A 25,140-nucleotide genomic window follows, 5' to 3' on the forward strand; every position below is an offset into this window, starting at 1 on the left:
ATTAGGAGCGTTGTTGTGTGAAAAGAGTGATTGGTTTTTTTAGTATTTTATGTATCGTTTTGATTGGTTACTATTTACAGCCAGTCCTCTTTCCGCCTACGCAAAAGCAAGTACCGGTTGAGCAAAAAAATCAAGTGGTACGTCATAAGGCGTTGAAGCATCAAACAATCAAAACAGAAGGCTATGCTCAATATATTTCTCAGCCCATTGATACCTTTGAACAAAAATTTGGTCGTCCGACGAAGATAGAAGATAGCGGATTTTTCTTTCAAACTCGGGATTATGAGCTTGAGCGTGGTATTCTGGAAGTGAATGTAGAAGCTGGTAAAGTTAGTACAATCAAAGTGATGGCTAAAAAAGCGGCTATTGAACCATTTAAGTTTGGAATGACCAGCAGTCAGCTATCTGATCAAATCAATTTATCGGCAGATTTTGCTCTGACCTATGACGAGGAACCCGTGGCGATCGAATTGAGCGAGAATGACATGCGTTTCCGTCCATTGATTGCGTTTGAAAATAACACGTTTGCGATGCTTTTTTTCAACAGCGACAATGAAAAACTGATAGGCGCGGTCTTCTTAGACTTAGAAAATCTATTACGCTTGATGCCTTATCAGATCAACAGTGGGAATCCTCTAGCAAATCGAATACAAGAAAGTAATCTTGATTGGACTGTGTTGAATGCACAAAAGCAGTCGAGGACGATTGAAGCAATCAATCAGTATCGCAATTTAAATAAATTGCCTAAATTAACGGCACCTGATCAATCAATGGAGGATAGTAAAAAGCTTTTAAAAAGCTTCTTAACAACACCAAAAAGAGTGCTGTCTAATGAGCGTTTAGAAGAGTGGCAGACTGATCAAGGGGCACATTTAAGTAATTTGTCTTTTGAATTATCAGCAGCTGAATTTAAGGATTTAGCTAAACATGACAAAATCGACTACCAAAGCGGCTTGTTCTATTCACCAATGGTCGATCCTTTATTCAATCTGTTTAATTGGATTAGTCGAGAGCATTTGAATGAAGTATTTCGTACACCTGATGCGGATCTTGGCGTTGCAATTAATCAAGAAAGTGTGCTAGTCTTGTTACAGGAACCAGAAAAAACAAAGGATAGTGAATAAGTTGATTATTAATGATGCTTTCTTTCAGCTAGAGGATCAGAATCAATTGCTGATTCAGGAAATACTAGCGAGTCAAAGCTATAAAAACTATCTGCTAAAAAGAACAGAGATGAACACGAGTCCAGAAGTTGCAAAGCTCAAAAAGGCTTTTCAAAAAGAGAAAGATAAATTCGAACAAATTGCAAGCTATGGTGAGTATGCACATGACTACCGCCAACTGCAGCGAAGCGTTCGATTGAGTAAACGCGCCCTTGATCTTAACGAGAAAGTGGCAGCCTTTCGTTTAGCAGAAACGGATCTTCAACAATTATTAGATGAAGTTGGTCAACGTATCGCACAGACGATTTCAGCGGAGATCAAGGTTGATGCTGGAAATCCTTTTTTTGAAACAGGGAATCATAGTTGTAAGGGGAATTGTCATGGATAATACTGAATTTATAATGCAAAAAAGACGAGGAATAATTGTTTGGGTCTATTCCTTGAAGCAATTAAAAACTTTAAAGCGATACGGCTTGGTTCATTTTGTCTCAAGAAAGATGAAATATGTGGTATTGTATGTGAATGAAGAGACAGTCGAGGAAGTGGAAGAAAAACTTCAGACGCTGCATTTTGTGCGTCAAGTGGAACGGTCTTATCGCCCAGATATCGAAATGAATTTTGCAGATCGGATTGGAACGAAGGCTGCTTATCAAGTGAAAGATGATGATGAGTTGGATGTAGTAGAAGCCAATACAAAGATTCGATTAGCAGAAACAGTCTAAGTAAGGTGAAAAATGTCTGATTTTTTCAAACATTTTTCATCTTTTTCTTTGATAATATGATTATTCCATCGGGCTTTATTAAATTAGTAGAGATATTTTAGCAGGAAAGAGAGGCATGGGATCATGCGTGTAGTTGCAGGTGAATTTGGCGGTCGGAAGTTAAAAACATTAACGGGAAACAACACACGACCCACGACAGATAAAGTGAAGGGGGCAATGTTTAATATGATTGGTCCTTACTTTGAAGGTGGTGCTGCATTAGACCTGTTCTCCGGCAGCGGTTCGCTTGGAATAGAGGCAGTTTCTCGCGGAATGGAACAAGCGGTTCTAGTCGAAAAAAACTATCGTGCCATGGAAATTATTCGTGAAAATGTCTCAATGACTAAACGTGATGCGTCCTTTCAGTTAATGAAAATGCCGGCAAATCAAGCCATTAAGCAATTGGCAGATGGTGATTTGAGATTTGATCTGGTGCTTTTAGACCCACCTTACGCGAAGCAGGAAATTGTGAAGCAAATTGAAATGCTGCTGGATAATGAGCTATTAACAAATCAGGCGATAGTTGTTTGTGAGACGGATAAAGATGTTATACTGCCACAGACGATTGGTCAATTAAAAGAACGCAAGCGCCATGATTATGGCATTACTGCTGTAACTATCTATGATTGGGAGGATTAAGATGAAACGAATCGCGCTTTTTCCCGGTAGCTTTGATCCATTGACAATGGGACATATGGATACAATTGAGCGAGGTGCGAAATTATTTGATGAGTTAATCATCGGCATTTTCGTGAATACAAGTAAAAAGAGTTACTTTACTTCGGAAGAAAAACTTGCTATCGTAAAGGAATCTGTCAAACACATCCCGAATGTGCGTGTGATCACTCAAGAGAACGAATTAACCGTGTCTGTAGCCGAAAAGCTTGGGGCAAAATTCCTATTGCGAGGAATCCGCAGTATAAAAGATTATGAGTATGAAAAAGAGATCGCATTGATGAATCGACATCTTGATCAAGAACTAGAAACAGTCTTTTTACTAGCGGAGCCAAAATATAGTCATATTAGTTCGTCAATTTTAAAAGAAGTATGGACATTTAATGGAGATGTCAAAGAATATTTGCCTGAGGCAGTTTATCAGGCGTTGGAAGAGAAGCGTGAGAATAGTGAAAAATAATAAACTTGTCAAACGATTAGCCCTTATTTTCTTAGCCTTAGTAGTAGTAGCATGTGTGATTGTACCGATACCTTACTACATCGAAGAGCCTGGAGAGACAATCGACCTGAAAGAATTGATTACTGTTAATGATAAAAAAGATGAAGATAAGGGTTCCTTCAGTTTAACTTCTGTCGGAATTCGTCGAGCCACCGTTTTTACTGCGATCAAATCAAAGATCGAACCATTCCATGAAATTATTTCTGCGGATGAACTGACTGGCGGAGCCAGCGATGATGAATATATGCAGATTCAAAAATTTAATATGGAAACCTCTCAAAACTTTGCCATTGAGCAGGCATTAAAATTAGCAAATAAACCTTATGAGATGAAGTATAAAGGGGTTTATGTGCTGGGTGTTGAAAAGAACTCAAACTTTTCTGGAAAGATCAGTGTTGGAGATACTGTCACTAAGGCCGATGGAAAAACCTTTACCAGCAGCGAAGATTTCATGAAATATGTAAAATCGCAAAAAGTTGGTCAGAAAATGAAGGTGACCTACACACATGATGGGGAAACAAAGGAAGCTACAGAAAAATTGATTAAGCTTCCCACCGATAAAAAACCGGGAATTGGCATTACATTGACTGACCACACAGAGATCGATTCACAGGAGAAAGTGAAAGTTGATGCCGGAGACATTGGCGGCCCTTCAGCTGGTTTAATGTTTACATTGGAAATCTATGAACAACTCGTTGATAAAGATTTACGTCATGGGAAGAAGATCGCTGGAACCGGAACGATCAATTCAGAGGGAGAAGTTGGCAGAATCGGTGGCATCGATAAGAAAGTTGCCAGTGCCGCTGCCAGCAATAATAAGGTATTTTTTGCACCAGATGATGAGATTACCAAAGAGATGAAAAAAGCGCAGCCTGGCATCAAGTCAAATTATGAAGAAGCCAAAGCGGCCGCTAAAGAATTAAAGACCGATATGAAGATTGTACCGGTCAAAACGGTACAGGATGCGTTAGACTATTTAGAAAAAATGAAATAACTATTATAAAGGTGTTGGACAATGCGTCCAGCACTTTTTTTGTTAAAAAAGATTGTCTGATAAACATTTTTTAGAAAAATTGCGTATTTTATTTTAAAGGAGGGTGTTATGAAAGACTATCTCAAGAAGTATCCGTATCTGTTTGCGGTTCCCGTGGTTTTAATGATTGCTGTCTTTTTCTTTTTAGCTAGAGAGCCTGAGGAGGAAACCGTTGATCCAGCACTCTTTTCAACGGAAAGCAGCATAGGGAAAACAACTGAATCAAGCAGTCAGGAGTGGTACGTTGATGTTAAGGGCGCAGTCAAAAAAACTGGCATGTATCGCATCAGACAAGGTATGCGTTTAATGGATGCGATTGATTTGGCAGGTGGATTTACAGAGGATGCGGATCAAAACCAAATGAATTTTTCAAAATTATTAGCAGATCAAGAAATTATTTATGTGCCAAAAATCGGAGAAGAAGTCCCTGTAATCAACGAGGTTAGCCCAACTGGAGGTGGGACAGGCTCAAACTCAGAAACAGCAAAAATCAATATCAACACAGCTAACGCAGCTGAATTACAGCAGTTATCAGGAATCGGTGAAAAGCGTGCTGCGGACATCATAAAATACCGCGAGGAAAATGGCAGTTTTCATGCGGTAGAAGATTTGACCAAAGTATCCGGAATTGGCGAAAAGACGCTTGAAAATTTAAGGGACTCGATTACAATATAAGAAAGATCGAAAGAGAGGACGACAAAATTGACAACAGAAAGAATTCCTTGGGACCAATATTTTATGGCGCAGGCCGTTTTACTATCATTAAGAAGCACGTGTACTCGTTTGGAGGTTGGTGCAACGATTGTGCGAGACAAGCGAATCATTGCCGGAGGGTACAATGGTTCAGTCAGCGGCGATGTCCACTGTATAGATGAAGGATGTTATGTTGTTGACGGACATTGTTTACGAACGATTCATGCGGAAATGAACGCGTTGCTGCAGTGTGCTAAATTGGGAATCGCAACAGATCAAGCGGAAGTTTATGTGACGCATTTTCCATGTCTGGCCTGTACTAAAGCATTATTGCAGGCTGGAATCAAAAAGATTCATTACTTAAAGGATTATCGCAATGATCCATATGCAATCGAGTTAATCAATCAAGTTGGTGCCAGTGCACATCAGGTTCACTTGGAAAGCAAATACTTTACAAAATTGCAATTAGGAGAAGATGCTGCCACATTACCAAAAGGATAGACTCCCTGCGCAATTATTTAATCTTACCGATTCTGAGCGCTATTTTAGTGGCGAGTTTGTTTTATCAGTTTCATTTATTGCTATTGTTGCTATTAAGTAGTTTAATTATTCGAATGATCTGCATGAAAAATTGTTGGCTATGGCTGATGGTCTTTTTGTGCAGTTTTTTTCTTAGTTTACGAACGTATTATTATGTAAACAAAATAGAGAATGAGCCTCAGAGGATAACAAATGGGTATTTGAAAATTCAAACGGATTCGATAAAGGTTGATGGGAATTCCCTAAAGTTCACAGGAAAAATACAAGGGAAAAAATATTTCGTTTATAATACCTTGAAGTCTCCAGCAGAGAAGGCGATTTGGCAAGGAAAAGCGTTGCCTAATATGGCTATAGTAAATGGCGATACCGAAGATTTTGACAATGCCAGAAATCTAAATGGATTTGATGCAAAAAAATACTATCAAAGCCTTGGATTTACTCAAGTTTTGCAAGCAAAGGCAATAAAGCCTGTAAAAATACAGCGATTTTCAATCAGTGATGTGCGGCAACGCTTGATTTGGAGGATTGACCGGCGTTATTCTACGCGATTGGCTAGTTATATCAAAGCACTGATAATTGGCTATAAAGATGCTCAATTTGCTGATTATACCTCTGCCTACAAGACAACAGGACTCTTGCATTTGTTTACGCTATCAGGGATGCATATCCAGTTTTACTTAGGCGGGGTTCATTTACTTCTGAAGAGAGCTGGGCTGGTCAGAGAGACGCGGCTTCTTTTGTTGAGTGCAGTTGGACTTCTATTGATCATTTTGACTGGTAGCGGTTTTAGTACAATTCGGGCAGTTGTGAGTTTTCTCATTGCTTTTGCTTGTTTGACCCTCGAAATCCAGCTTTCAAAACTTGATCAGTGGAGTATTATGCTATTTTTACTAATCCTTTGTTTTCCATTAGTATTTTGGTCAGTTGGTGCACAGCTAAGCTTATATTTTGCGTTGATACTGTCCTATCTTAATGATTTGCGACTAAAAAAATGGCAACAGCTAGTTTTATTTTCTGCTTTTGCCTTGCCGATTATGATCTATAGCTTTAGTGAATGGACAATTATCGGCGGGTTATTTACGATCCTACTGTTTCCTCTTTTCGAATGGTTGATCTTACCAGGGTGTATCGTTCTCTTTTTGGGCTGCTTTTTGCCAATCCCGCAATTTTTAAGTTTTTTACTAGAGCAGTTCTTTCGATTACTTGAAAAAGTATTAGCGTTAGCAGCTTTTCCAAATCTAACGATAGGTCGTCCAACGTTTACGATCCTCTTATTTCTCATTCTGATTGTTCTTTTATTAATTGATCGTTTGAAATATCAGCGAAAAACATATTGGTTATTGGGGATTGCCTTCTTGCTAATAGCTTCTGTCTCTTTTTCAGCAAAGGGTATGGTCGCTTTTGTGGATGTGGGTCAGGGAGATAGTATCTTTATCAAGCTGCCCTTCAAGCAGGAGACCTTTTTGATTGATACAGGTGGTCGCTTAACCTTCAGACAAAAGAAGTGGCAGAGGCGTCAACAAAAGCACCTTTCGGATTACAATCTGCTGCCGTTTTTGAAATCTTTAGGTTGTACAAAAATTGATCATTTATTAATTACTCATAATGATGCCGATCATATGGGAGAATTGGTGAACGTGATAGATAACGTTAAGGTAAAAAATCTCTATCTAGCAAAAGGGTCTCAGATAGAGCTAAAGAAGCTTATTCAATCAATCAAGGGCACTAAGATCCATTTAGTGAAAAAGGGAGATACAGTCGGTAATAAGCTTAAGGTACAGATACTTTCACCTGAAAAGAGCACAGGTGAAAACGATGATTCACTGGTCACTTATTTTACAATAAATCATCAACATTTCTTATTGACTGGCGATTTAGAAACCACAGGAGAAGAAACGCTGATTCGACATTATCCGCAGCTGAAAACAGACTTTCTAAAGGTTGGTCATCATGGCAGCAATACGTCAACTGGAAAAGAGTTGTTAGAAAAAGTCCGGCCGAAATACGCGATCATTTCTGCTGGTAAAAAGAACCGTTACGGTCATCCGACTCAAGAGACCTTAACAAAATTAAACAAGCAGAAAATTCGCGTTTTTCGAACAGATCAACAAGGGATGATTTATTATTACTGGTCCGCTATTACAAAATGGGGAGAAATCAAACTCCTAATAGATTTTCTGGAATAATCGTGGTAGCATAAATAGTCAGGTCTTTCGTTTATCGATAAAGATCATATGAAGAACAACAGTTTGAATTAGGAGTAATGACATGAATACACAAGAAGCCCTTCAGCAAATCAGAAATGCGCCATTGAAACCGGTCTATCTTGTAACCGGTACGGAAGATTATTTGATTCAGGAAATTCGTCAGGCGTTTTTAGATCGAATGAAGAAGGATGATTTAGAGGAATTGAACTTCATGTCTTTTGATATGGAAGAAAATGGCTTAGGAGCAGTGATTGACGAGGCTGAAACATTACCGTTTTTCGGTGATTATCGGTTGATTTTTGTTGAAAAGCCTTATTTTTTAACTGGTGAGAAGAAAAGCAATGTTCCCGAGCAAGATACTGATAGTTTAGTAGATTATTTAAAACAACCACTGGATACTTCGATCGTTGTTTTTTGGGCAACCTACCCCAAGCTGGATGCCCGCAAAAAAATCACGAAGGCCTTGAAAAAGACCACGGTGATTGATGCAGCACCATTACAAGAAAGAGATTTGCGCAATTTTTTACAGCGTTACATTAGTAATGAACAAGTAAAGATTTCAAAAGAAGCCTTTGATTTATTCTTGCGCTTAACTGATTTTGATCTTTCAAAGGCAATGAACGAAATTGAAAAGCTGCTATTGCTTGCAGGCGAAGGCGGAACAATCACCCTTCAATTGGTCCAAGATTTGGTACCTAAAACGTTGGAACACAATATTTTTGAACTGACTGAACAGATTTTAAAAGGGGATACAGCAAAAGCCTATCAAACCTACGAAGAGCTCCATCTTCAGGGGGAGGAGACTATCAAATTGACCGCCATCTTGATTGGTCAGATCCGATTGCTCTTACAAACAAAAATTTTGCAAAAAATCGGTTATCAGCAGTCCAATATCGCTGAGACCTTAGGGGTACATCCTTATCGTGTGAAGCTGGCGATGCAGCAGGTAGCCAAATTTCCTTTGGATTTACTCGTGTCTATGTACGATGAATTGGTGGAAAATGATTACGAGGTAAAAACGGGACAAGCTGAGAAAGAATTGAGTTTTCAGTTGTTTATTTTAAAATCAACAGAGCGTATTAAAAATTAGAATTTTTTCTCAATTGGATTCTATAATTATCCAATTTATTAAACCAGTAGGTCAATTTTGACAGGCTGGTTTTTTCGTATTTTTAGCAGTCGATAATAAAAATATACCGCTAAATGAAAAGCTTTCTCAATTAGAGTCTTGAGAACTCAAAAAACCAGCGAAAAACAGGTTTTATTAAAAAAATAACGAATAAAAATCCCAATGAGATGTTCATTAATTCACGGTTTTGAGTTATGATTAAAGTGGCAAACTTCTAATATTTATTTTGAGGTTTCTTTCCAAAATGCAAAAAAGGGCTTTCATTATTTAAGGAATAATAGCCAAATCTTATTGGCTTTATTTATCCAAAATCAGATAAGAAGGAAGGATGAACAAAATGACACTAGCAAAGATCGTTTATGCAACTAACACAGGAAACACAGAAGGAATCTCTGAAATTCTGGAGGATGCTTTCGAAGCGAACGGTATTGACGTTGAACGCGTTGACGCTGATGATGCGGAAGCAGATTTTTATGAAGATGCGGATATCTGTGTCCTAGCTACCTATACTGATGGAGATGGCGAGATCCCGTTTGATTTGGAAGACTTCCACGAAGAACTGCAAGAGGAAGATCTATCAGGAAAAGTTTATGGTGTTGTAGGAAGCGGAGACAGCGAATTATATCCAGATTATTTCTGTCATGCAGCGATTGCATTCGATGAAGCCTTTGCTAAAACTGGGGCGAAAAAAGCAGCAGAAACTGTGAAAATCGAAAATGAAGCAGACGATGATGATGAAGAAGTATTGAAGGCTTTCGTAAAAACGCTGATTGAAGCAGCGGAATAAGGAATCACATTGAAAGAACGGAGTGAGGATTTGTTTAAAGTATTAGAACGCAAGGAACTGGCACCAACTGAGTTTGAAATTTTAGTTGATGCACCACGAATTGCCAGTAAAGCGCAACCAGGGCAGTTTGTGATCTTGCGAATCGACGAAAATGGTGAGCGTATTCCGCTGACTGTCGTTGATACGGACAAAGAAGCGGGTTGGGTACGCTTAATCTTTCAAGTGATCGGCAAATCGACAGCCCAGCTCGCGAATGTTATGGCTGGTGAAGCTTTAACGGATATTGTAGGGCCCTTAGGAAAAGCGACAGATATTGAGAATTATGGTACCGTTCTCTTGGTAGGAGGCGGTGTTGGGATAGCAGCATTATTCCCGATCGTAAAAGGGCTAAAGGAAGCCGGCAATCGGGTAATTACAGTTCTTGGAGCGAAAAACAAGGATTTATTGATTCTTCAAGAAGATTGCGGAAAGTATTCCGACGAGTTGATTCTGATGACGGATGATGGTTCAGTTGGACAAAAAGGGCTAGTTACGGATGCCATGGAAGAAGTTTTCAAACGTGAAAAAATTTCGATGGCCTGGGCGATTGGACCAAGTATTATGATGAAGTTTTGTACACTTACGGCAAAAAAATACGAGGTGCCGATCTATGTTTCATTAAATCCAATTATGATTGATGGAACGGGTATGTGCGGCGGTTGTCGTGTAACCGTTGATAATTCGATTAAATTCGCTTGTGTTGACGGGCCGGAATTTTTAGGCGAAGAAGTTGATTGGGATGAGTTTGTCAATCGAATGCAGCAATATCGTCCAGAAGAATTACTGGCTAACGAAAGATATGAAAAGCAGGTGAGTTCAAATGGCTAAACGCAGTTATACAAAAACGCCAATGAAGGAGCAAGCCCCTGAGATTCGCAATCAAAACTTTGATGAAGTGGCATTAGGCTATACCTTGGAAGAAGGACAACTTGAGGCGAGTCGTTGTTTGCAATGTAAAAATGCTCCCTGTATTACGGGATGTCCTGTAATGATCGATATTCCTGGTTTTATCAAAGCAATCGAAGAAGGAAATATGCCGCTGGCTTACGAAATTCTAGGTCGGTATACGAATTTACCTGCGATCTGCGGGCGCGTTTGCCCACAGGAAAAACAATGTGAAATGGTTTGTCGATTAGGGCGCTCGAAGAAGTTTGAGCCCGTAGCCATCGGGAAGCTAGAACGTTTAGTTGCCGATTGGGCCTTGGAGCAACCATTAGAATACAAAGAAATCAATAGTGATAAGGGCCGTGTGGCAGTGATTGGCTCAGGACCTTCCGGACTTACTACTGCTGGTGATTTAGCGAAATTAGGCTACGATGTAACTGTCTATGAAGCGCTACATGCTCCAGGTGGAGTTTTGACATACGGAATTCCAGAATTCCGGCTGCCAAAACGAATCGTTAAGCAGGAAATCGAGCGAATTGTCGCACAAGGGGTAAAAATTGAAACAAACGTCGTCGTAGGAAAAACGATTACTATGGACGAGATCATTGATGAGTTCGATGCCTGTTATCTATCTGTTGGAGCCGGCGCTCCAAGATTCCAAGGCATCAAAGGGACCTCGTTAAACGGAGTCTACTCATCTAGTGAATACTTAACTCGAGTAAATTTGATGCATGGCTATCAATTTCCTGAATACGATACCCCTGTTCAAAAATCAAAAAATGTCGTTGTTATCGGTGGCGGAAATGTTGCGATGGATGCAGCACGGTCAGCAAAACGTTTAGGTGCAGATAAAGTATCCATTGTTTATCGACGCTCGTTAGAAGAATTACCAGCTCGTGAGGAAGAGTATCACCATTCAGTCGAAGAAGGAATTGAATACCATTGGTTAAGCAATCCAATCGAATACATAGATGATGGCAATGGACGATTACAAGCCGTCAAATGTGTTCAAATGGAGTTAGGCGAACCAGATGAATCTGGCCGTCGGCGACCGATCGTTATTCCAGGCAGTGAATTCATTATTGAAGCAGATACTGCTATCGAAGCAATCGGACAAGGGGCGAATAAGGTTTTATTAGATACGTTCCCTGAGCTTTCACTGAATAAATGGGGATACATCGATGCTGATGAAGAAACCTGTGCAACCTCGATCCCAGGTGTTTTCGCTGGAGGAGATATTGTGACAGGAGCAGCCACTGTTATCTTAGCAATGGGTGCTGGAAAAATCGCAGCAAATGAGATTGATCAATACATTCAAAAGACAAAGCAGGAGCAATTGGTTTAAGCGAGGTGCAAATGATGAAAACTATGAAAACAATGGATGGAAATACAGCAGCGGCGCATATATCCTACGCATTTACTGAAGTTGCAGGAATCTATCCAATCACTCCTAGTTCAACGATGGCGGAAGTCGTTGATGAGTGGGCAGAACAGGGTCGCAAGAATATTTTCAATGAGACAGTTAAAGTAGTAGAAATGCAATCAGAAGCCGGTGCTGCTGGAACGGTCCATGGTTCCTTGAAAACAGGAGTTCTAACCACGACTTATACAGCTTCGCAAGGTTTGCTGTTGATGATTCCAAACATGTTTAAAATCGCTGGTGAGTTATTACCGACCGTTTTCCATGTAGCGGCGCGGGCAGTATCTACCAATGCATTAAGTATCTTCGGTGATCACAGTGATGTAATGGCGGCTCGTCAAACGGGCTTTTGTATGCTGGCTGAAGGCAGTGTCCAAGAAGTTATGGATCTATCTGCAGTGGCACACTTAGCAAGTATCGAAGGCAGACTGCCCTTCATGAACTTTTTTGATGGATTTAGAACAAGTCATGAGCTCCAAAAAATCGAAGTCATTGACTACGATGATTTGAAGGCGATGATGAACTGGGAAGCTTTAGCTAATTTTAGAAGATTAGGAATGAACCCTAATCGTCCAAATGTCTCGGGTACAGCTCAAAATCCCGATATTCATTTCCAACAAAGAGAAACGGTCAATCGCTATTATGATGAAATGCCTGCGATTGTGCAAAAGTATATGAAAAAGATCAACAATCTGCGTGGTACGAATTATGATCTGACGAATTATTACGGTGATCCTGAAGCAACAGAAGTGATCATCGCGATGGGATCGGCTTCACCAACGATTCAGCAAACGGTTGATTATTTGAATGCTAACGGTCGTAAAGTTGGTTTCCTGGATATTCATTTATATCGTCCATTCCCAGCAGAAAACTTGTTAGAGAAATTACCAGATACGGTTGAAAAAGTAGCGGTTCTAGATCGGACGAAGGAACCTGGTTCAGACGGCGAACCTTTATTGCTGGATGTACAAAGTGTTCTTTATCGTCATACCAATCGACCAATCGTTATCGGCGGTCGTTACGGAATTGCTTCTAAAGATGTGACACCCGATCAAATCGTCGCTGTTTTCAATCATTTGTTATTCCCAGCTGCTGAGCTGAAACAACGGTTTACGATCGGAATCATTGATGATGTGACAAATCTATCCTTGCCAATGAGCGAAGTGCTAGATTTGACACCAAAATCCACCTTCCAAGCGAAATTCTGGGGACTTGGATCAGATGGTACTGTTGGAGCGAATAAGCAAGCGATCAAGATTATCGGGAACAATACCGATTATTATGCACAAGCCTATTTCTCTTACGATTCGAAGAAGTCAGGCGGATTGACGAATTCTCATTTACGTTTCGGGAAAGAACCAATTCTTTCTACTTACAATGTAGAAGCGGCTGACTTTGTCGGTTGTCACAATAGCGCTTATATCCATCAATATGATTTATTAAAGGGCTTAAAAGATGGCGGTACTTTCTTACTGAACACTGTTTGGGATGAAGAGAAGGTCAAGCAATTATTGCCAAACCGTCTCAAACGCTATTTAGCTGACCACAATATTAATTTCTATATTATCAATGCGATGGACATCGCTCAAAAAACGGGCTTAGGCGGACGGATCAATCAAGTGATGTCAACAGCTTTCTTTGAGCTGACGGATATCATGGATCACGAGACCTATTTGCCACTGCTTAAGGCAGAAGTAGATGCAGCCTATGGGAAGAAATCTAGGACGATCGTTGAACGAAATTGGCAGGCGATTGATGCGACTGTCGCTGAATTGAAGAAGATCGAGATTCCAGATGAATGGGCTGAAGTTGAAGGCAAGGCGCTATTTAGCGGCGGTGATCAAACCAAACCTGCCTACATTCGCAATATTCTTGAACCAGTCAATCGTCAGGAAGGAAATCAGCTTTCTGTCAATAACCTGATCGAAAACGGCATGCTAGGTGGTGTAATGCCATCTGGTACAGCGGCTTATGAAAAACGCGGAATTGCTTTGGAAGTTCCTGAATGGATTCCTGAAGCATGTACAATGTGTAATGAATGCGCCTTTATCTGTCCGCATGCGGCAATTCGGCCATTTCTTGCTGATGATGAGGAAATGGCAGCAGCTCCTGAAGGCTTCATTACCCGTGATATGCGCGGAAAAGACGGCTTAAAATACCGTATCCAAGTTTCTTTGGAGGACTGTACTGGTTGCGGCCTTTGCGTAGAAATTTGTCCTGCTAAAGAAAAGGCTTTAGTGATGAGATCATATGAGGAACAAAAAGAACAAGCGATGAATTGGGCATTCGCAATGACTCTGCGTCAAAAAGAGAATCCAGCGAAGAAATTCTCAGTTAAGGGTTCTCAATTCGAACAGCCGTTGCTTGAGTTTTCTGGAGCGTGCGCAGGCTGTGGTGAAACACCATATGTGAAGCTATTGACTCAGTTGTTCGGAGATCGGATGATGGTCGCAAATACGACTGGCTGTTCTTCTATCTGGGGCGGTTCAGCACCAGCGACACCATATACAGTTAATCAAGACGGCCGTGGTCCGGCTTGGAGTAACTCGCTATTTGAAGACAATGCTGAATATGGCTTAGGAATGCATATGGCGAATGAAACTAAACGAAATCGAGTAGCAAATAAAATTACCTCAGCCTTAGCAAAAGGTCTTGGTTCTGAAGATACAAAAGCACAGCTGCAGGACTGGCTGGATCATATGTTAGAAGGCGAAGGCAGTCAGCAACGTGCTGCTAAATTGAGCGCAGTATTAAGTGAAGAAACAGATCCTGAGTTGCAGTCTATTTTAGCTGACAGAGAAATGTTTGCTAAACCTAGTCAATGGATCATTGGCGGAGACGGTTGGGCATACGATATCGGCTTTAGCGGAATCGACCATGTTCTTGCTTCTGGCGAAGATGTGAACATTTTGGTAATGGATAATGAAGTTTATGCCAATACCGGTGGTCAAATGTCGAAAGCAACACCATCAGCAGCTATTGCAAAATTCGCTGCCGGCGGTAAGAAGACAAAGAAAAAGGATCTTGGGATGATTGCAATGACTTATCGCGATGTTTATGTCGCGCAAATCGCGATCGAGGCCAATCCAACACAGGCTTTAAAAGCAATTCAAGAGGCGGAGGCTTATCCCGGACCTTCATTAGTTATCGGATACACACCTTGTATCAATCACGGTATCCGCGGTGGTATGAGTAAATCAATCGAAGAATCTAAAAAAGCCGTGGAATCAGGCTATTGGCCGCTTTATCGCTACGACCCTATTCGTGCACAAAAAGGGAAAGATCCAATGCGCATCGACTTCAAGAAAACGGACTTCAGCAAGATGAATGACTTCTTAGAAGGTCAGACTCGCTTCTCTGCTTTGCATAACATAAAGAAAGATGAAACGTTAGTAGCAGAGATGTTGAATCAAACAGTTGAAGATATGGAAGAACGCGTGAAAAGTTATGAAGAACTAACGAATAAATAAAGCATGGAGCTGTGACAAAAGACTTGTCATAGCTCCTTTTTCCGAATAAACGGTGTTCCAGAAGTAGCTTCTTCGGAAATAAGCCGAAATTTCTTGAAGCTGACCACTTCTGTCACAACCTCATCTTTATAAGAACAAATAAAAAAACCGATCAAACGATCGGTTTTTATTATTTAGCTAATTTTTTAGCAAGACGTGCTTTATCACGGTTTGCTTTGTTTTTGTGGATCAAACCTTTTGATTCAGCCATATCGATTGCTTTAGCAGCTTCTTTGTAAAGGTCGTTCATATTTTCAGCGCCAGCAGCAACAGCTTCTTCGAATTTCTTAACAGTAGTACGCATTGCGCTCATTTGTGATGAGTTTTTAGCGTTAGCAGCTTCGCTAGTGCGGACACGTTTGATTGCAGATTCAATGTTTGGCATGGATTTCACCTCCGAATTCAGTCTTATACGGTTAATACCGTACAATTCAACATTACTCATTATACATAAAGCCGCTTTTTAATGCAATAAAATCGTGACAAGTTTTTTTCCTTAACAGAAAATAAAGGAAATTGTTTTATGCTAGTTTCTGGTCATGATTTACAAAGTGCAAGGCTCAAAAGAAGCAGAATCGATTCCGATTCTGCTTCTTTCTAATGTTCAGCCTTATAAAGCGGGCAAGAGCTGCATCTTGTTTCATCCAAGCTGACAGGTTCCTTTAATGGCATCAGCATTCGTAGTCCATTTAGAATCACTAAAATGGTGCTTCCTTCATGTCCCACGACTCCTAAAGGAAGGGTGAGAAATTGAAGAAAATTACTAGCAATTAACAAGACGATTACACATAAAGAGAAGATAATATTCTGCCGAACGATTCGTCTCATTTTCTTCGCTAAACGATGACTGTACATCAGTTTAGTCAAATCATTTTTCATTAAAACCATGTCAGAAACTTCCATTGCCACATCTGTTCCTTCTCCCATGGCAATTCCTATACTAGCAGTGGCGAGAGCAGGGGCATCATTAATCCCATCGCCAACCATCGCATTGATGGTATATTCTTTCTGCTGCTGCTTTACAAGCTGGGTTTTATCAGCAGGGAGACAGCCGCCGTGACAATCATTTAAGCCTAACTGTTGAGCTACATATTTTGCTGCTCCAAGATTATCACCAGTAAGCATTACTGTTTCGACTGCTTGTTCCTGAAAGTAGGAGATTACTTCAGAGGTAAATGGTTTAGGCAAATCCATCAAGGCCAGAAGCGCAACGATTTCTTCATTTTTACTAAGAACAACGACTGTTTTACCTTCGTTGTGCCATTGTTCAACGAGGGGATGCTGCTGATTCTTCATTGGTTTTCCTAATTGCCAGGTCTCGCCGCGATAGGTAGTTTGTAACCCGAAACCGGCCTTTTCTTCCACCTGTAGTTCCAGCGTTTTTTCATCCTTAAAGAAATTGGTAATTGCAACGGCTAATGGATGAGTAGATTGTCGTTCCATCGAGTAAAATAATTGTGGGATGACAGGTTCATCAGAAAATGTTTTGTAATCTGTTACTCTTGGTTTTCCTTGGGTCAATGTTCCCGTCTTATCAAAGGAGATTGCTCGCAATTCAGCTAATTTTTCAAGGGTTTTTCCGGATTTGAACAGGATGCCTTTTTTTGCACCATTGGAGATCGCTGCAAGTGTCGCCGGAGTAGCAGAGGCTACCAAAGCACAAGGTGAAGCAACCACTAACAGCACCATTCCGCGATAGAAGCTTTCTGTAAAACTCCAACCAAGCGCAAAGTGAGTCAATAGAATCATTAAAGGAACTGCGATCAGAACGATCTTCACATAAACGTTCTCAATTTTTTCAATGAACGTTGCAGTAGCACTTTGTTCATTTTGAGCGTTTTCAACTAATTTCAGAATCTGGGCAAACAAGGTATCATCGCTGGTTTTGGTCACTTCTAATGTAAAAGCCTGACCTAGATTAATCGTTCCGCTGAAGGCATCATCATTTACGGATTTTTCTACGGGAACAGATTCTCCCGAAATTGCTGACTCGTCAATTGAAGAAGAAGATAGCATGCGACCGTCTATCGGGATTGCTTGGCCCTTTGGTACGAAAACAAAATCACCAATGGCTAATTCTTCGACAGGAATCGTAATGTGTTTTTCATCGACGATTTTTATCGCCTCATTTGGAGCTACATTCATCAAAGCTGTGATTTCCTTAGTACTTTTGTTAGTAGCGTATTCCTCCAAAGCACCGCTTAAACAGAAGATAAAGGTCAGCATCGCTCCTTCAAACCAGTTTCCAATTAAACAGGCACCGATTGCTGCTAACGCCATTAATAAATCGACATTCAACGTACGTTCATGAATTAATTCACTGAGTCCTTCATAGGTCTGTTTCCAACCACCGCTAATGATCGCCAAGACAAAAAAGAGCGGATAGATTGATTGGGAAAGCGCAATTAGCATTTTTCCAATAATTAAAAAAACTAAACAGAAAAGGGTAGAGAGAAAAGCATTTCGTTCTTTTTTACTCATCACTTTTCCTCCTTTCGTATTTGTAAGCTGTGAAATTAATTCACTAGCTATCCTCACCATTATAGTAACACAGCAGCTTAGATAAATGATAATAAAATCCGCTAATTGAGAACGAAAGTAATTATCAATTAGATTTGAGAATGACTATCATTAGTAATTAAGCTAGTGAAAGCTATCATATCAACGATGTGAAGAAAATTTTCTTTTTGTTTCCAATTTATAATTAGTATTATTAACCTTGTTGAGAAATCACTATGCAAATAGAAATAGGCAAATGATTTCACATTAAATACGATGTTTAATTAATAAATCAAAAAAAGTTCCAAGCTCAATGTTTCAAGCCTGGAACTTTTTTTGTATTCATTTTAGATACTACATAGCAATCAGCCAATAGCCGATCAAGATGATTCCTAGAACGATTCGATACCAGCCAAAAGCGGTAAAATCATTTCGTTTAATATAATCCAACAAGAATTTGATAGCAATGATCGAAACAACAAAGGCAGTCACCATACCGACTAATAAAACAACGATTTCTGAAATACCAAAGCTATTTCCATTCAACAAGAATTTGACGATTTTTAATCCACTAGCACCAAACATTACTGGAATACCTAAGAAGAAAGAAAATTCCGTGGCTACAAAGCGTGAGCTTCCGATAATGATAGCCCCTAAAATCGTTGCTCCAGAACGTGAAGTTCCGGGAATCAAGGATAGCAGCTGAAAGGCTCCAACAATCAATGCGGCTTTATAGGTAAAATCATTTAAATTGGTACATTTAGGTGTTTTTGTTTTATTGTGTCTTTCAACAACAATAAAGGCGATCCCATAAACGATCAGCATGATCGCTACTGGTAAGAATTTGTGAAAATGGGCCTCTAAAAAATCATCTAGCGGCAATCCAATCACCGCAGCAGGCAAACAGGCGATAATTACTTTGAACCATAATGTCCAAGTATCATTTCTTTCCTGATGCGATTTACTAGATGAGAAGGGGTTGAGTTTATTGAAATATAAAACCACCACAGCTAAAATAGCGCCCAACTGAATTACAACATTGAACATTTCAGTAAAAGCAGCGCTCATATTCATCTTGATGAACTCATCTGCTAAAATCAAATGACCCGTGGAAGAAATTGGCAACCATTCGGTAATCCCTTCGACGATCCCAAGAATAATTGCTTTAAAAATATTGGCAATAAGCATAGTTTACGTCCTTTCAAATTGATAACAATCATTAGTATACCGTTTCACCTTTAAAAAGACCATCGAAAAAAGGCTAAGCTTTTTATAAGAAAAAAAACTGCTGATAAGATATCGACAGTTCCAATTTCTATTCGTCAATTTGATCTGAGATGGTTTTTCCGCGTTCCATATAACTGATATCATTGATTGCGCGGATGGAGAATTCTCCATTCTCGTAACGCAAACGATTGATACTGCCGTTAAGCAGGTTTGCACGAACCGGCTGCTTTGAATCGATTAAGCTCAATAAGAAAGCAATCGTCAATCCATGAGAAACAATGAGGACATTTCCGCCACCTTGCTTTTCCCGATGTTGAGCAATGTCTTCAAAACCTTGCCATACACGATCACGCAGCTTTTCATAAGGCTCTGCCCAGTTTGCTGTATCAGCAGCGAAAACGGCATTGGCGATTTCCTCAAAAGTTACTTCAGTTGCAAAAAGCTCATCTTCAGTCTTGAAGTTCAATACTCGTGGTAAAACACCCCACATCTCTGCATCAAAACCACCTTCTAAAGAACCAAAGCACCATTCCCGAATACGGGGATCAACGTGATAAGGAATATCTTTTCCGTCAGGATGTTCGCTCAAAAGAATGCGCATGGTTTCGATTGCTCGACCCGAATCGCTGGAATAAGCTTCTTCAAACTTCGTGTCTTGCAAGCCCAAACCAACATAGTGAATGCCGTCACGCCCGCTCTGAGTAAGGGGAGTGTCACACCAGCCCTGCACTCGAGCCAACGTATTGAACATTGTTTTACCATGTCGAACAATATAAAGATTTGTTTCTGCCATATTTAAAACCTCCAAAAAGTTGATTAGTTAAAGAAAGGATTCGTATCGATCTCATGACCGATCGTCGTTGCAGGCCCATGCCCTGGATAAGCTGGCAATTCCCGCGGAAGAGTGAAGAGATATGTTTTGATACTGTAGAGCAATTGCTGCATATCGCCGGTATAAAGATCCGTTCGTCCAATGCTTCCCTTGAACAGCGCGTCACCAACTACCACGAAATCATCAAAAATGAAGCTAACGCTGCCAATCGAATGTCCTGGTGTCGGTACAACCTGAAAAGTCATATCGCCAATTGTATACTCCTTCATTTCAAATTCGTATTCCGCTGGTTGAACGATCAGGTCGGGCATATTATCATGGCGCCCAAGTCCAGAAAGATTTAAGATTGGATCGCCTAGCCATTGTTGTTCCAGTGGACTCACATATACTGGTATCTCATAGTTATTTCGCAGCTGTTCAACCGCACCAATATGGTCATAATGCGTATGCGTCAAAAGAATAGCTTGCGGAGTTTTTCCAATGCGTTTGATTTCTTGAATCAAGCGATCCCCCTCTGAGCCAGGATCAACAATCAATAAATTGTGTTCGTTATGAATCAAGTAGCAATTTTCTTGCGCGATTCCAGTAACAAAACCTTCGATTTGAATCATTATTTTTATTTTCCCCCTGAAAACTAAAAGTATATTTCTTGATTCGATTCACTATTGCTGACTCAAAATGAGTGTCAATAAACTTAGAATCACGAATTCCTTCTTCATTATACCTTAAAAGTAAAAAAAATGCGGCTCCTCTGACCGATTTTGACATTTCAATCAGGTTTTTTGTGAATCATTTTAATGAGAGTGACGAGTATGGATTTAAATCAAGAGCCTCCAATATTCATTTCTATCCATATAAAGCGATCGATAAAAAAAGAAGTATCAATAAAACTTGACGAGTGATTGAAAATCTTCTATGGTGAAACAGCAAAATGATTTTGAGAATCATTGAATAGAAACGAAGAATGAGGTAAGTGTATGGTAGTCAAAAAAATAGCGATTCGCGAACTCGTTGAATTTATCTTGCGTCGCGGTAGTATTGATGAAGGAAAAAACAGTAATCATACACCTCAAGAAGGCGCCCGAATTCATCGTCAATTGCAAAAAGAAGCGGGCGAAGGCTACCAAAAAGAGGTTTGGTTGAAAAAGCCACTTGAGATTGCTGAAACTGCCGTTCAAATCGAAGGACGAGCAGATGGTATCTATTTAGAAGATGATAAAATAATTATTGATGAAATTAAAACTTCGGAAACGCCCTTTGAAGAGCTTGAGACGGGAATTATCGATCTCTATTTCTATCAAGCGATGGTTTATGCCTATATTTATAGTGAGCAAGAAGAATTAACGGAAATCGGTACGCGTTTGACCTATTTTCAAACAACGGAAGAAAAGATCACGCGTCAGCTTCGGACCTTTAGCTTTGAAGAACTGACAGATTTTTTCAATGACTTGATTGAGCGATATGAGAACTGGCTAGTTTTTCAAATGCAATGGCGAGAAACACGTAATAACTCGTTAAAGTCACTAGCATTTCCATTCGATACCTATCGAGCAGGTCAAAGAGAGTTGGCCGCGGCTGTCTATAAAACGATTCATGCCCAGCAAAAACTGTATGTGGAAGCACCGACGGGAACTGGCAAAACTATGTCTACTCTTTTCCCAACGTTTAAGGCAATGGGGGAAGAATTAGGTGAGCGAATTTTTTACCTAACTGCCAAAACTATTACCCGTCAGGTAGCAGAAGAAACAGTCACGAAAATCACGAAAAAAGATGCCCGGGTTAAAAGTGTCACATTGACGGCCAAGGACAAGATTTGTTTTTTAACAGAACGCAACTGTACACCAGAGCATTGCCCCTTCGCGAAGGGATATTATGATCGGGTCAACGACGGCCTTTGGGATATGTTAAACAATGATGATCAATATACACGTCCAGTCATTGAAAAATACGCCCGAAAGCATGAGCTGTGTCCTTTTGAATTGTCATTAGATATTAGTCGTTTTTGTGACTTGGTCATTGGTGATTATAATTATCTATTCGATCCAACGGTTTATTTGCGCCGTTTCTTTGAAGAAGAGAATAAAACAAATTTAGTGTTAGTTGATGAAGCTCATAATCTAGTCAATCGTTCAAAAGAAATGTACTCGGCTAGTATTTCTAGGGAAAATATCGCGCAGATGCAAAAAGACTTAGATAAATCCTTTAAAAAATTGAACAGAGCATTTACCAGAGTTGATAATGAGTTTGAACTAATCCATCAATCGCTAGAGGGCAAGGCCTATCACCATCAGCAGGCTGCTCCTGAAAGTTTGATCAATAGTTTGTTTAAATTACAAGAACAGATCAAGGAATGGCTGGCAGAAAACCCCGATCATCCAGCGCAGCAGAAAATGCTGCCAGTCTATTTTGAAATTATCCGTTTCACGCGGATGAGCGAATTCTATGACGATCACTATCAAACAACCGTTGAACATAAGAGCTATGATTTGATTGTAAAAGAGTATTGTATTGATCCTTCTTGGTTTTTAGAGCAAACAATGGAGAAGGTCGGTAGCAGTATCTTATTTTCTGCTAGTTTTTCACCTCTAGATTATTATCAAGAGGTTTTAGGCGGAGGTGAGGATAGTTTAACCTATCGTTTGCCAAGTCCTTTTCCAAATGAAAATCGTTTAGTTTTGGTAGATGCCAGTATCCAAACGACCTATCAAATGCGCACTCAAAGTATTCCCAAAATTGCCGCGTCTATAGAACGATTGGTAAAAACAAAAACAGGCAACTATCTTGTTTTCTTTCCATCCTTTCAATACTTAGACCAGGTGGCAGATTATTTCCACGACGTTTATCCAGAATATGCGATTCAGATTCAGGGTTCAAAGTTGAATGAGGCGGAAAGAGAGGATTTTTTGGCCGCATTTGTCGATCAGCCTGAGAGAACGCTGATTGGATTTTGCGTGTTAGGCGGGATTTTTTCAGAGGGAATTGACTTAGTTGGCGAACGATTGATTGGAACCGTGGTAGTCGGTGTAGGACTGCCACAAGTCAACCATGAACAAGAATTGATCAAAGAATACTACGATGAGAAACGCAATCAAGGATTTAGCTATGCGTACCAGTTACCAGGTATGAACAAGGTTATTCAAGCTGCTGGTCGTGTGATTCGAACAATGGAAGATCAAGGAATTATTTTGTTACTCGATCAGCGTTATACCAATCCACACTATCAAAAGCTGTTGCCAGTTAGCTGGTCAGATCGAAAAATAGTATACGGAGCAACAGAGGTAGAACATGCGTCACGCGAATTTTGGCAAGAAAGGGAATAAAAATTCTAGCGATAAATTTATTCTCTTCAATCTTGATCATTGATAAAAATATCGCAAACGAAATACCAAACAATTCCCTAACAACCATCAATTAGCTTCAAATAAGGCAAAGGAGCTGTGACAAAAGACTTGTCACAGCTCCTTTTTCTGAATAAGCGGTATTTTGAGGTATGTTCCAGAAATAGTTTCTTTGAAAAATAAGTCGAAATTTCGTGAAGCTGACCCCATCTGTCACAACCGTTTTTAACGGTAATTAATGAATTGTACGTCAATCGGCAGTTCGATATCCTTTACTAATGCAATGACCTGTTGCAGATCATCACGGCTTTTTCCAGTCACTCGCAGTCGGTCTTCTTGTATTTGTGCTTTTACTTTGATTTTGCTGTTTTTGATCGCTGTCGTGATTTTTTTAGCACTTTCTCTATCGATTCCATTTACTAATTCTGCTGCTTGGCGAGCATTTCCGCCTAACGCGTGTTCTGAAGCAGAAAACTGAATGTTCTTCAAAGGAACACCGCGTTTAATTAATTTGCTGAAAAGTACGTCCTTGACTTGCTCCACTTTGTATTCGTCTTCAGCCTTTATGACTAACTGATTTCCTTCTAGCTTAATGTCAAAGAGACTACCTTTAAAATCAAAGCGATTCTTTAATTCTTTTAGCGCAATTTGCACACCATTTTTGACTTCCTCTTTATTCAGTTCCGAAACAATATCAAAGCTTGCATCTTTAGCCATAGACATCCTCCTTGTTTGCTTTAGCTACTTATTTTTCCTAAGGATTCGAATGCCGTGTATCCTACATTTGGACATTCCAATCCATTTCTTATAGTTTATCAAAAATTGCTAAGAAAGCCATAATTATTCTCCAATCTATTATGGAAAAAGATTGATTATTGATGAGAGAACCTGTTATTCTATTAGAGGTTTTAAATGAAAGGGGAATCATGGATGCAGAAGGTTATTAATTATACATCAAAGGATTTAACAAAAAAAATCCTTGTCATATTATTTACAGGTCTGACCGGTGCTGTTGGACTAAATTATTTCTTAATTCCAGCAAATGTTTTTTCTGCGGGTATGACTGGGATTGCCCAAATCGTAGAGCATTTGCTCTCAAATGTTGGTTTATCCATTGATACTGGGATTTTAATCTTTCTTCTAAATGTTCCGGTATTCATTTTAGGGTTTATTAAATTAGGAAAGTCAGCAATGATTTTAAGTTTCGCCAATGTGATTGCGATGTCGTTCTTTACGACGATTGTTCCTACTGGTCAAGTCACGGATAATGTATTGATGAATGCGATCACTGGTGGTGTATTGTTGGGAATCGGCGCTGGACTATCGTTAAAATTTGGTTTTACAACAGGCGGACTGGATATCGTTTCATTGCTTTTATCAAAAACGACTGGCCGAACTGTCGGAAATTATATGATGCTTTTAAATGGAGTCATCGTGGTTGTTGCAGGCTTCTTTTTCACCTGGGAAAGCGCCTTATATACGATCATTACGATTTTTACTATGAGTACAGTTGTCGATTATGTTCATACTAGTCACCAAAAAATGACTGCTTTTATTACAACAAGTAAAAGCGCTGACATGCGGGCGGCTTTAAATACTGAACTTCTACGAGGAATGACTGTCATTCAAGCACGTGGAGGGTTCAGTTCTAGTGAACGAGAAATGATTATGATTGTTTTTACACGTTATGAATTATATGCATTGAAGCAGGTAGTTGCAGATGTTGACCCTCAGTCCTTCACTAATATCGTAGCTACAGATTCGGTTGTCGGGACTTTCTTAACACAAGATGAACAACTTCAATTGAAGAAGTCACAAAATAGTAAGTAACAATTCTTAAATGAGAATGAACAGGCTTCAATTCTCATTTACAAAAGCATCAAGATAGAGTAAAATACTTCTTG

At 39.8% G+C, this 25,140-nt stretch carries 22 protein-coding genes; 16 read left to right on the plus strand and 6 right to left on the minus strand.

Translation table 11 applies throughout. The features are described 5' to 3' along the window. The first annotated feature begins 17 nt into the window (after positions 1 to 17). The 14 genes from IGI52_RS03415 (at position 18) to nifJ (ending at position 15,301) form a co-directional block, all read left to right on the plus strand. Positions 18 to 1,124, plus strand: a complete 1,107-nt coding sequence (locus IGI52_RS03415) for a CAP-associated domain-containing protein (protein ID WP_438780494.1) — start codon at positions 18 to 20, stop codon at positions 1,122 to 1,124. 1 nt (position 1,125) lies between these two features. Further along, complete coding sequence (locus IGI52_RS03420) at positions 1,126 to 1,551, plus strand: YlbF family regulator (protein ID WP_438780495.1); 426 nt, start codon at positions 1,126 to 1,128, stop codon at positions 1,549 to 1,551. Next, positions 1,538 to 1,885 carry a YlbG family protein gene (locus IGI52_RS03425; protein WP_164872461.1) on the plus strand — a complete coding sequence of 116 codons (348 nt, stop codon included), beginning with the start codon at positions 1,538 to 1,540 and terminating at the stop codon, positions 1,883 to 1,885. The genes IGI52_RS03420 and IGI52_RS03425 overlap by 14 nt, the downstream gene beginning before the upstream one ends. A 123-nt stretch (positions 1,886 to 2,008) precedes the next feature. Beyond that, a complete protein-coding gene (gene rsmD, locus IGI52_RS03430) occupies positions 2,009 to 2,563 on the plus strand; it encodes a 16S rRNA (guanine(966)-N(2))-methyltransferase RsmD (RefSeq protein WP_227150894.1) in 555 nt (184 codons plus the stop codon). Between the two features lies 1 nt (position 2,564). Next, positions 2,565 to 3,059, plus strand: coding sequence for a pantetheine-phosphate adenylyltransferase (coaD, locus tag IGI52_RS03435; RefSeq protein WP_016180302.1), 495 nt, complete (start codon positions 2,565 to 2,567; stop codon positions 3,057 to 3,059). Further along, positions 3,040 to 4,092, plus strand: a complete 1,053-nt coding sequence (locus tag IGI52_RS03440; RefSeq protein ID WP_102871206.1) for a SepM family pheromone-processing serine protease — start codon at positions 3,040 to 3,042, stop codon at positions 4,090 to 4,092. The genes coaD and IGI52_RS03440 overlap by 20 nt, the downstream gene beginning before the upstream one ends. Positions 4,093 to 4,200: 108 nt before the next feature. After that, the gene (locus IGI52_RS03445) at positions 4,201 to 4,806 is read left to right on the plus strand and encodes a helix-hairpin-helix domain-containing protein (protein WP_438780496.1); all 606 of its coding nucleotides are present in this window, start codon (positions 4,201 to 4,203) and stop codon (positions 4,804 to 4,806) included. Positions 4,807 to 4,833: 27 nt separating this feature from the next. Then, entirely contained in the window at positions 4,834 to 5,325 is a 492-nt protein-coding gene (locus IGI52_RS03450) for a ComE operon protein 2 (protein ID WP_016180299.1), read from the plus strand. A 239-nt stretch (positions 5,326 to 5,564) separates the two neighbouring features. Then, entirely contained in the window at positions 5,565 to 7,550 is a 1,986-nt protein-coding gene (locus IGI52_RS03455; protein WP_438780497.1) for a DNA internalization-related competence protein ComEC/Rec2, read from the plus strand. A gap of 82 nt (positions 7,551 to 7,632) precedes the next feature. After that, positions 7,633 to 8,661, plus strand: a complete 1,029-nt coding sequence (gene holA / locus IGI52_RS03460; protein ID WP_438780498.1) for a DNA polymerase III subunit delta — start codon at positions 7,633 to 7,635, stop codon at positions 8,659 to 8,661. A 376-nt stretch (positions 8,662 to 9,037) separates the two neighbouring features. Beyond that, positions 9,038 to 9,487, plus strand: coding sequence for a flavodoxin (locus IGI52_RS03465; protein ID WP_016180295.1), 450 nt, complete (start codon positions 9,038 to 9,040; stop codon positions 9,485 to 9,487). A 30-nt stretch (positions 9,488 to 9,517) separates the two neighbouring features. After that, a complete protein-coding gene (locus tag IGI52_RS03470; RefSeq protein WP_438780499.1) occupies positions 9,518 to 10,354 on the plus strand; it encodes a sulfide/dihydroorotate dehydrogenase-like FAD/NAD-binding protein in 837 nt (278 codons plus the stop codon). Further along, the gene (gene gltA, locus IGI52_RS03475; RefSeq protein ID WP_016180293.1) at positions 10,347 to 11,756 is read left to right on the plus strand and encodes an NADPH-dependent glutamate synthase; all 1,410 of its coding nucleotides are present in this window, start codon (positions 10,347 to 10,349) and stop codon (positions 11,754 to 11,756) included. Before IGI52_RS03470 ends, gltA begins: the two co-directional genes overlap by 8 nt. Before the next feature lie 11 nt (positions 11,757 to 11,767). After that, complete coding sequence (nifJ, locus tag IGI52_RS03480) at positions 11,768 to 15,301, plus strand: pyruvate:ferredoxin (flavodoxin) oxidoreductase (protein WP_438780500.1); 3,534 nt, start codon at positions 11,768 to 11,770, stop codon at positions 15,299 to 15,301. 169 nt (positions 15,302 to 15,470) lie between these two features. Here the strand turns inward: nifJ and rpsT are convergent, their stop codons facing one another. From rpsT to IGI52_RS03505, 5 genes are all read right to left on the minus strand, one after another. Next, positions 15,471 to 15,725 (minus strand): 30S ribosomal protein S20, encoded by a 255-nt coding sequence (gene rpsT, locus IGI52_RS03485; RefSeq protein ID WP_016180291.1) that lies wholly within the window; start codon positions 15,723 to 15,725, stop codon positions 15,471 to 15,473. A gap of 212 nt (positions 15,726 to 15,937) precedes the next feature. Further along, positions 15,938 to 17,821 (minus strand): heavy metal translocating P-type ATPase, encoded by a 1,884-nt coding sequence (locus IGI52_RS03490; RefSeq protein WP_438780501.1) that lies wholly within the window; start codon positions 17,819 to 17,821, stop codon positions 15,938 to 15,940. A gap of 372 nt (positions 17,822 to 18,193) precedes the next feature. Further along, positions 18,194 to 19,027, minus strand: coding sequence for an undecaprenyl-diphosphate phosphatase (locus IGI52_RS03495; RefSeq protein WP_102871212.1), 834 nt, complete (start codon positions 19,025 to 19,027; stop codon positions 18,194 to 18,196). A 127-nt stretch (positions 19,028 to 19,154) separates the two neighbouring features. Next, complete coding sequence (locus IGI52_RS03500; protein WP_016180288.1) at positions 19,155 to 19,859, minus strand: histidine phosphatase family protein; 705 nt, start codon at positions 19,857 to 19,859, stop codon at positions 19,155 to 19,157. A gap of 23 nt (positions 19,860 to 19,882) precedes the next feature. Next, complete coding sequence (locus tag IGI52_RS03505) at positions 19,883 to 20,509, minus strand: MBL fold metallo-hydrolase (protein ID WP_137439931.1); 627 nt, start codon at positions 20,507 to 20,509, stop codon at positions 19,883 to 19,885. Between the two features lie 366 nt (positions 20,510 to 20,875). On the opposite strand from IGI52_RS03505, the gene IGI52_RS03510 reads away from it, so the two are divergent. Continuing rightward, positions 20,876 to 23,218, plus strand: a complete 2,343-nt coding sequence (locus IGI52_RS03510; protein WP_016180286.1) for a helicase C-terminal domain-containing protein — start codon at positions 20,876 to 20,878, stop codon at positions 23,216 to 23,218. A 243-nt stretch (positions 23,219 to 23,461) separates the two neighbouring features. Here the strand turns inward: IGI52_RS03510 and IGI52_RS03515 are convergent, their stop codons facing one another. Then, complete coding sequence (locus IGI52_RS03515; protein ID WP_016180285.1) at positions 23,462 to 23,953, minus strand: YajQ family cyclic di-GMP-binding protein; 492 nt, start codon at positions 23,951 to 23,953, stop codon at positions 23,462 to 23,464. Between the two features lie 213 nt (positions 23,954 to 24,166). Here IGI52_RS03515 and IGI52_RS03520 point away from each other — a divergent pair, with 213 nt between their 5' ends. Beyond that, entirely contained in the window at positions 24,167 to 25,066 is a 900-nt protein-coding gene (locus IGI52_RS03520) for a YitT family protein (protein ID WP_048721417.1), read from the plus strand. The last annotated feature ends 74 nt before the right edge of the window (positions 25,067 to 25,140 follow it).

The organism is Enterococcus sp. DIV0187 (assembly GCF_051713785.1).
Taxonomy (GTDB): Bacteria; Bacillota; Bacilli; order Lactobacillales; family Enterococcaceae; genus Enterococcus_A; species Enterococcus_A avium.

Excerpts from the sequence above, each read along its gene's own strand:
- IGI52_RS03520 (WP_048721417.1), top strand. The coding sequence starts at position 24,167 with ATGCAGAAGGTTATTAATTATACATCAAAGGATTTAACAAAAAAAATC.
- IGI52_RS03465 (WP_016180295.1), top strand. The coding sequence starts at position 9,038 with ATGACACTAGCAAAGATCGTTTATGCAACTAACACAGGAAACACAGAA.
- IGI52_RS03490 (WP_438780501.1), bottom strand. The coding sequence starts at position 17,821 with ATGAGTAAAAAAGAACGAAATGCTTTTCTCTCTACCCTTTTCTGTTTA.
- IGI52_RS03500 (WP_016180288.1), bottom strand. The coding sequence starts at position 19,859 with ATGGCAGAAACAAATCTTTATATTGTTCGACATGGTAAAACAATGTTC.
- IGI52_RS03495 (WP_102871212.1), bottom strand. The coding sequence starts at position 19,027 with ATGCTTATTGCCAATATTTTTAAAGCAATTATTCTTGGGATCGTCGAA.
- rpsT (WP_016180291.1), bottom strand. The coding sequence starts at position 15,725 with ATGCCAAACATTGAATCTGCAATCAAACGTGTCCGCACTAGCGAAGCT.
- gltA (WP_016180293.1), top strand. The coding sequence starts at position 10,347 with ATGGCTAAACGCAGTTATACAAAAACGCCAATGAAGGAGCAAGCCCCT.
- IGI52_RS03515 (WP_016180285.1), bottom strand. The coding sequence starts at position 23,953 with ATGGCTAAAGATGCAAGCTTTGATATTGTTTCGGAACTGAATAAAGAG.
- IGI52_RS03505 (WP_137439931.1), bottom strand. The coding sequence starts at position 20,509 with ATGATTCAAATCGAAGGTTTTGTTACTGGAATCGCGCAAGAAAATTGC.
- nifJ (WP_438780500.1), top strand. The coding sequence starts at position 11,768 with ATGATGAAAACTATGAAAACAATGGATGGAAATACAGCAGCGGCGCAT.
- holA (WP_438780498.1), top strand. The coding sequence starts at position 7,633 with ATGAATACACAAGAAGCCCTTCAGCAAATCAGAAATGCGCCATTGAAA.
- rsmD (WP_227150894.1), top strand. The coding sequence starts at position 2,009 with ATGCGTGTAGTTGCAGGTGAATTTGGCGGTCGGAAGTTAAAAACATTA.
- IGI52_RS03445 (WP_438780496.1), top strand. The coding sequence starts at position 4,201 with ATGAAAGACTATCTCAAGAAGTATCCGTATCTGTTTGCGGTTCCCGTG.
- coaD (WP_016180302.1), top strand. The coding sequence starts at position 2,565 with ATGAAACGAATCGCGCTTTTTCCCGGTAGCTTTGATCCATTGACAATG.
- IGI52_RS03510 (WP_016180286.1), top strand. The coding sequence starts at position 20,876 with ATGGTAGTCAAAAAAATAGCGATTCGCGAACTCGTTGAATTTATCTTG.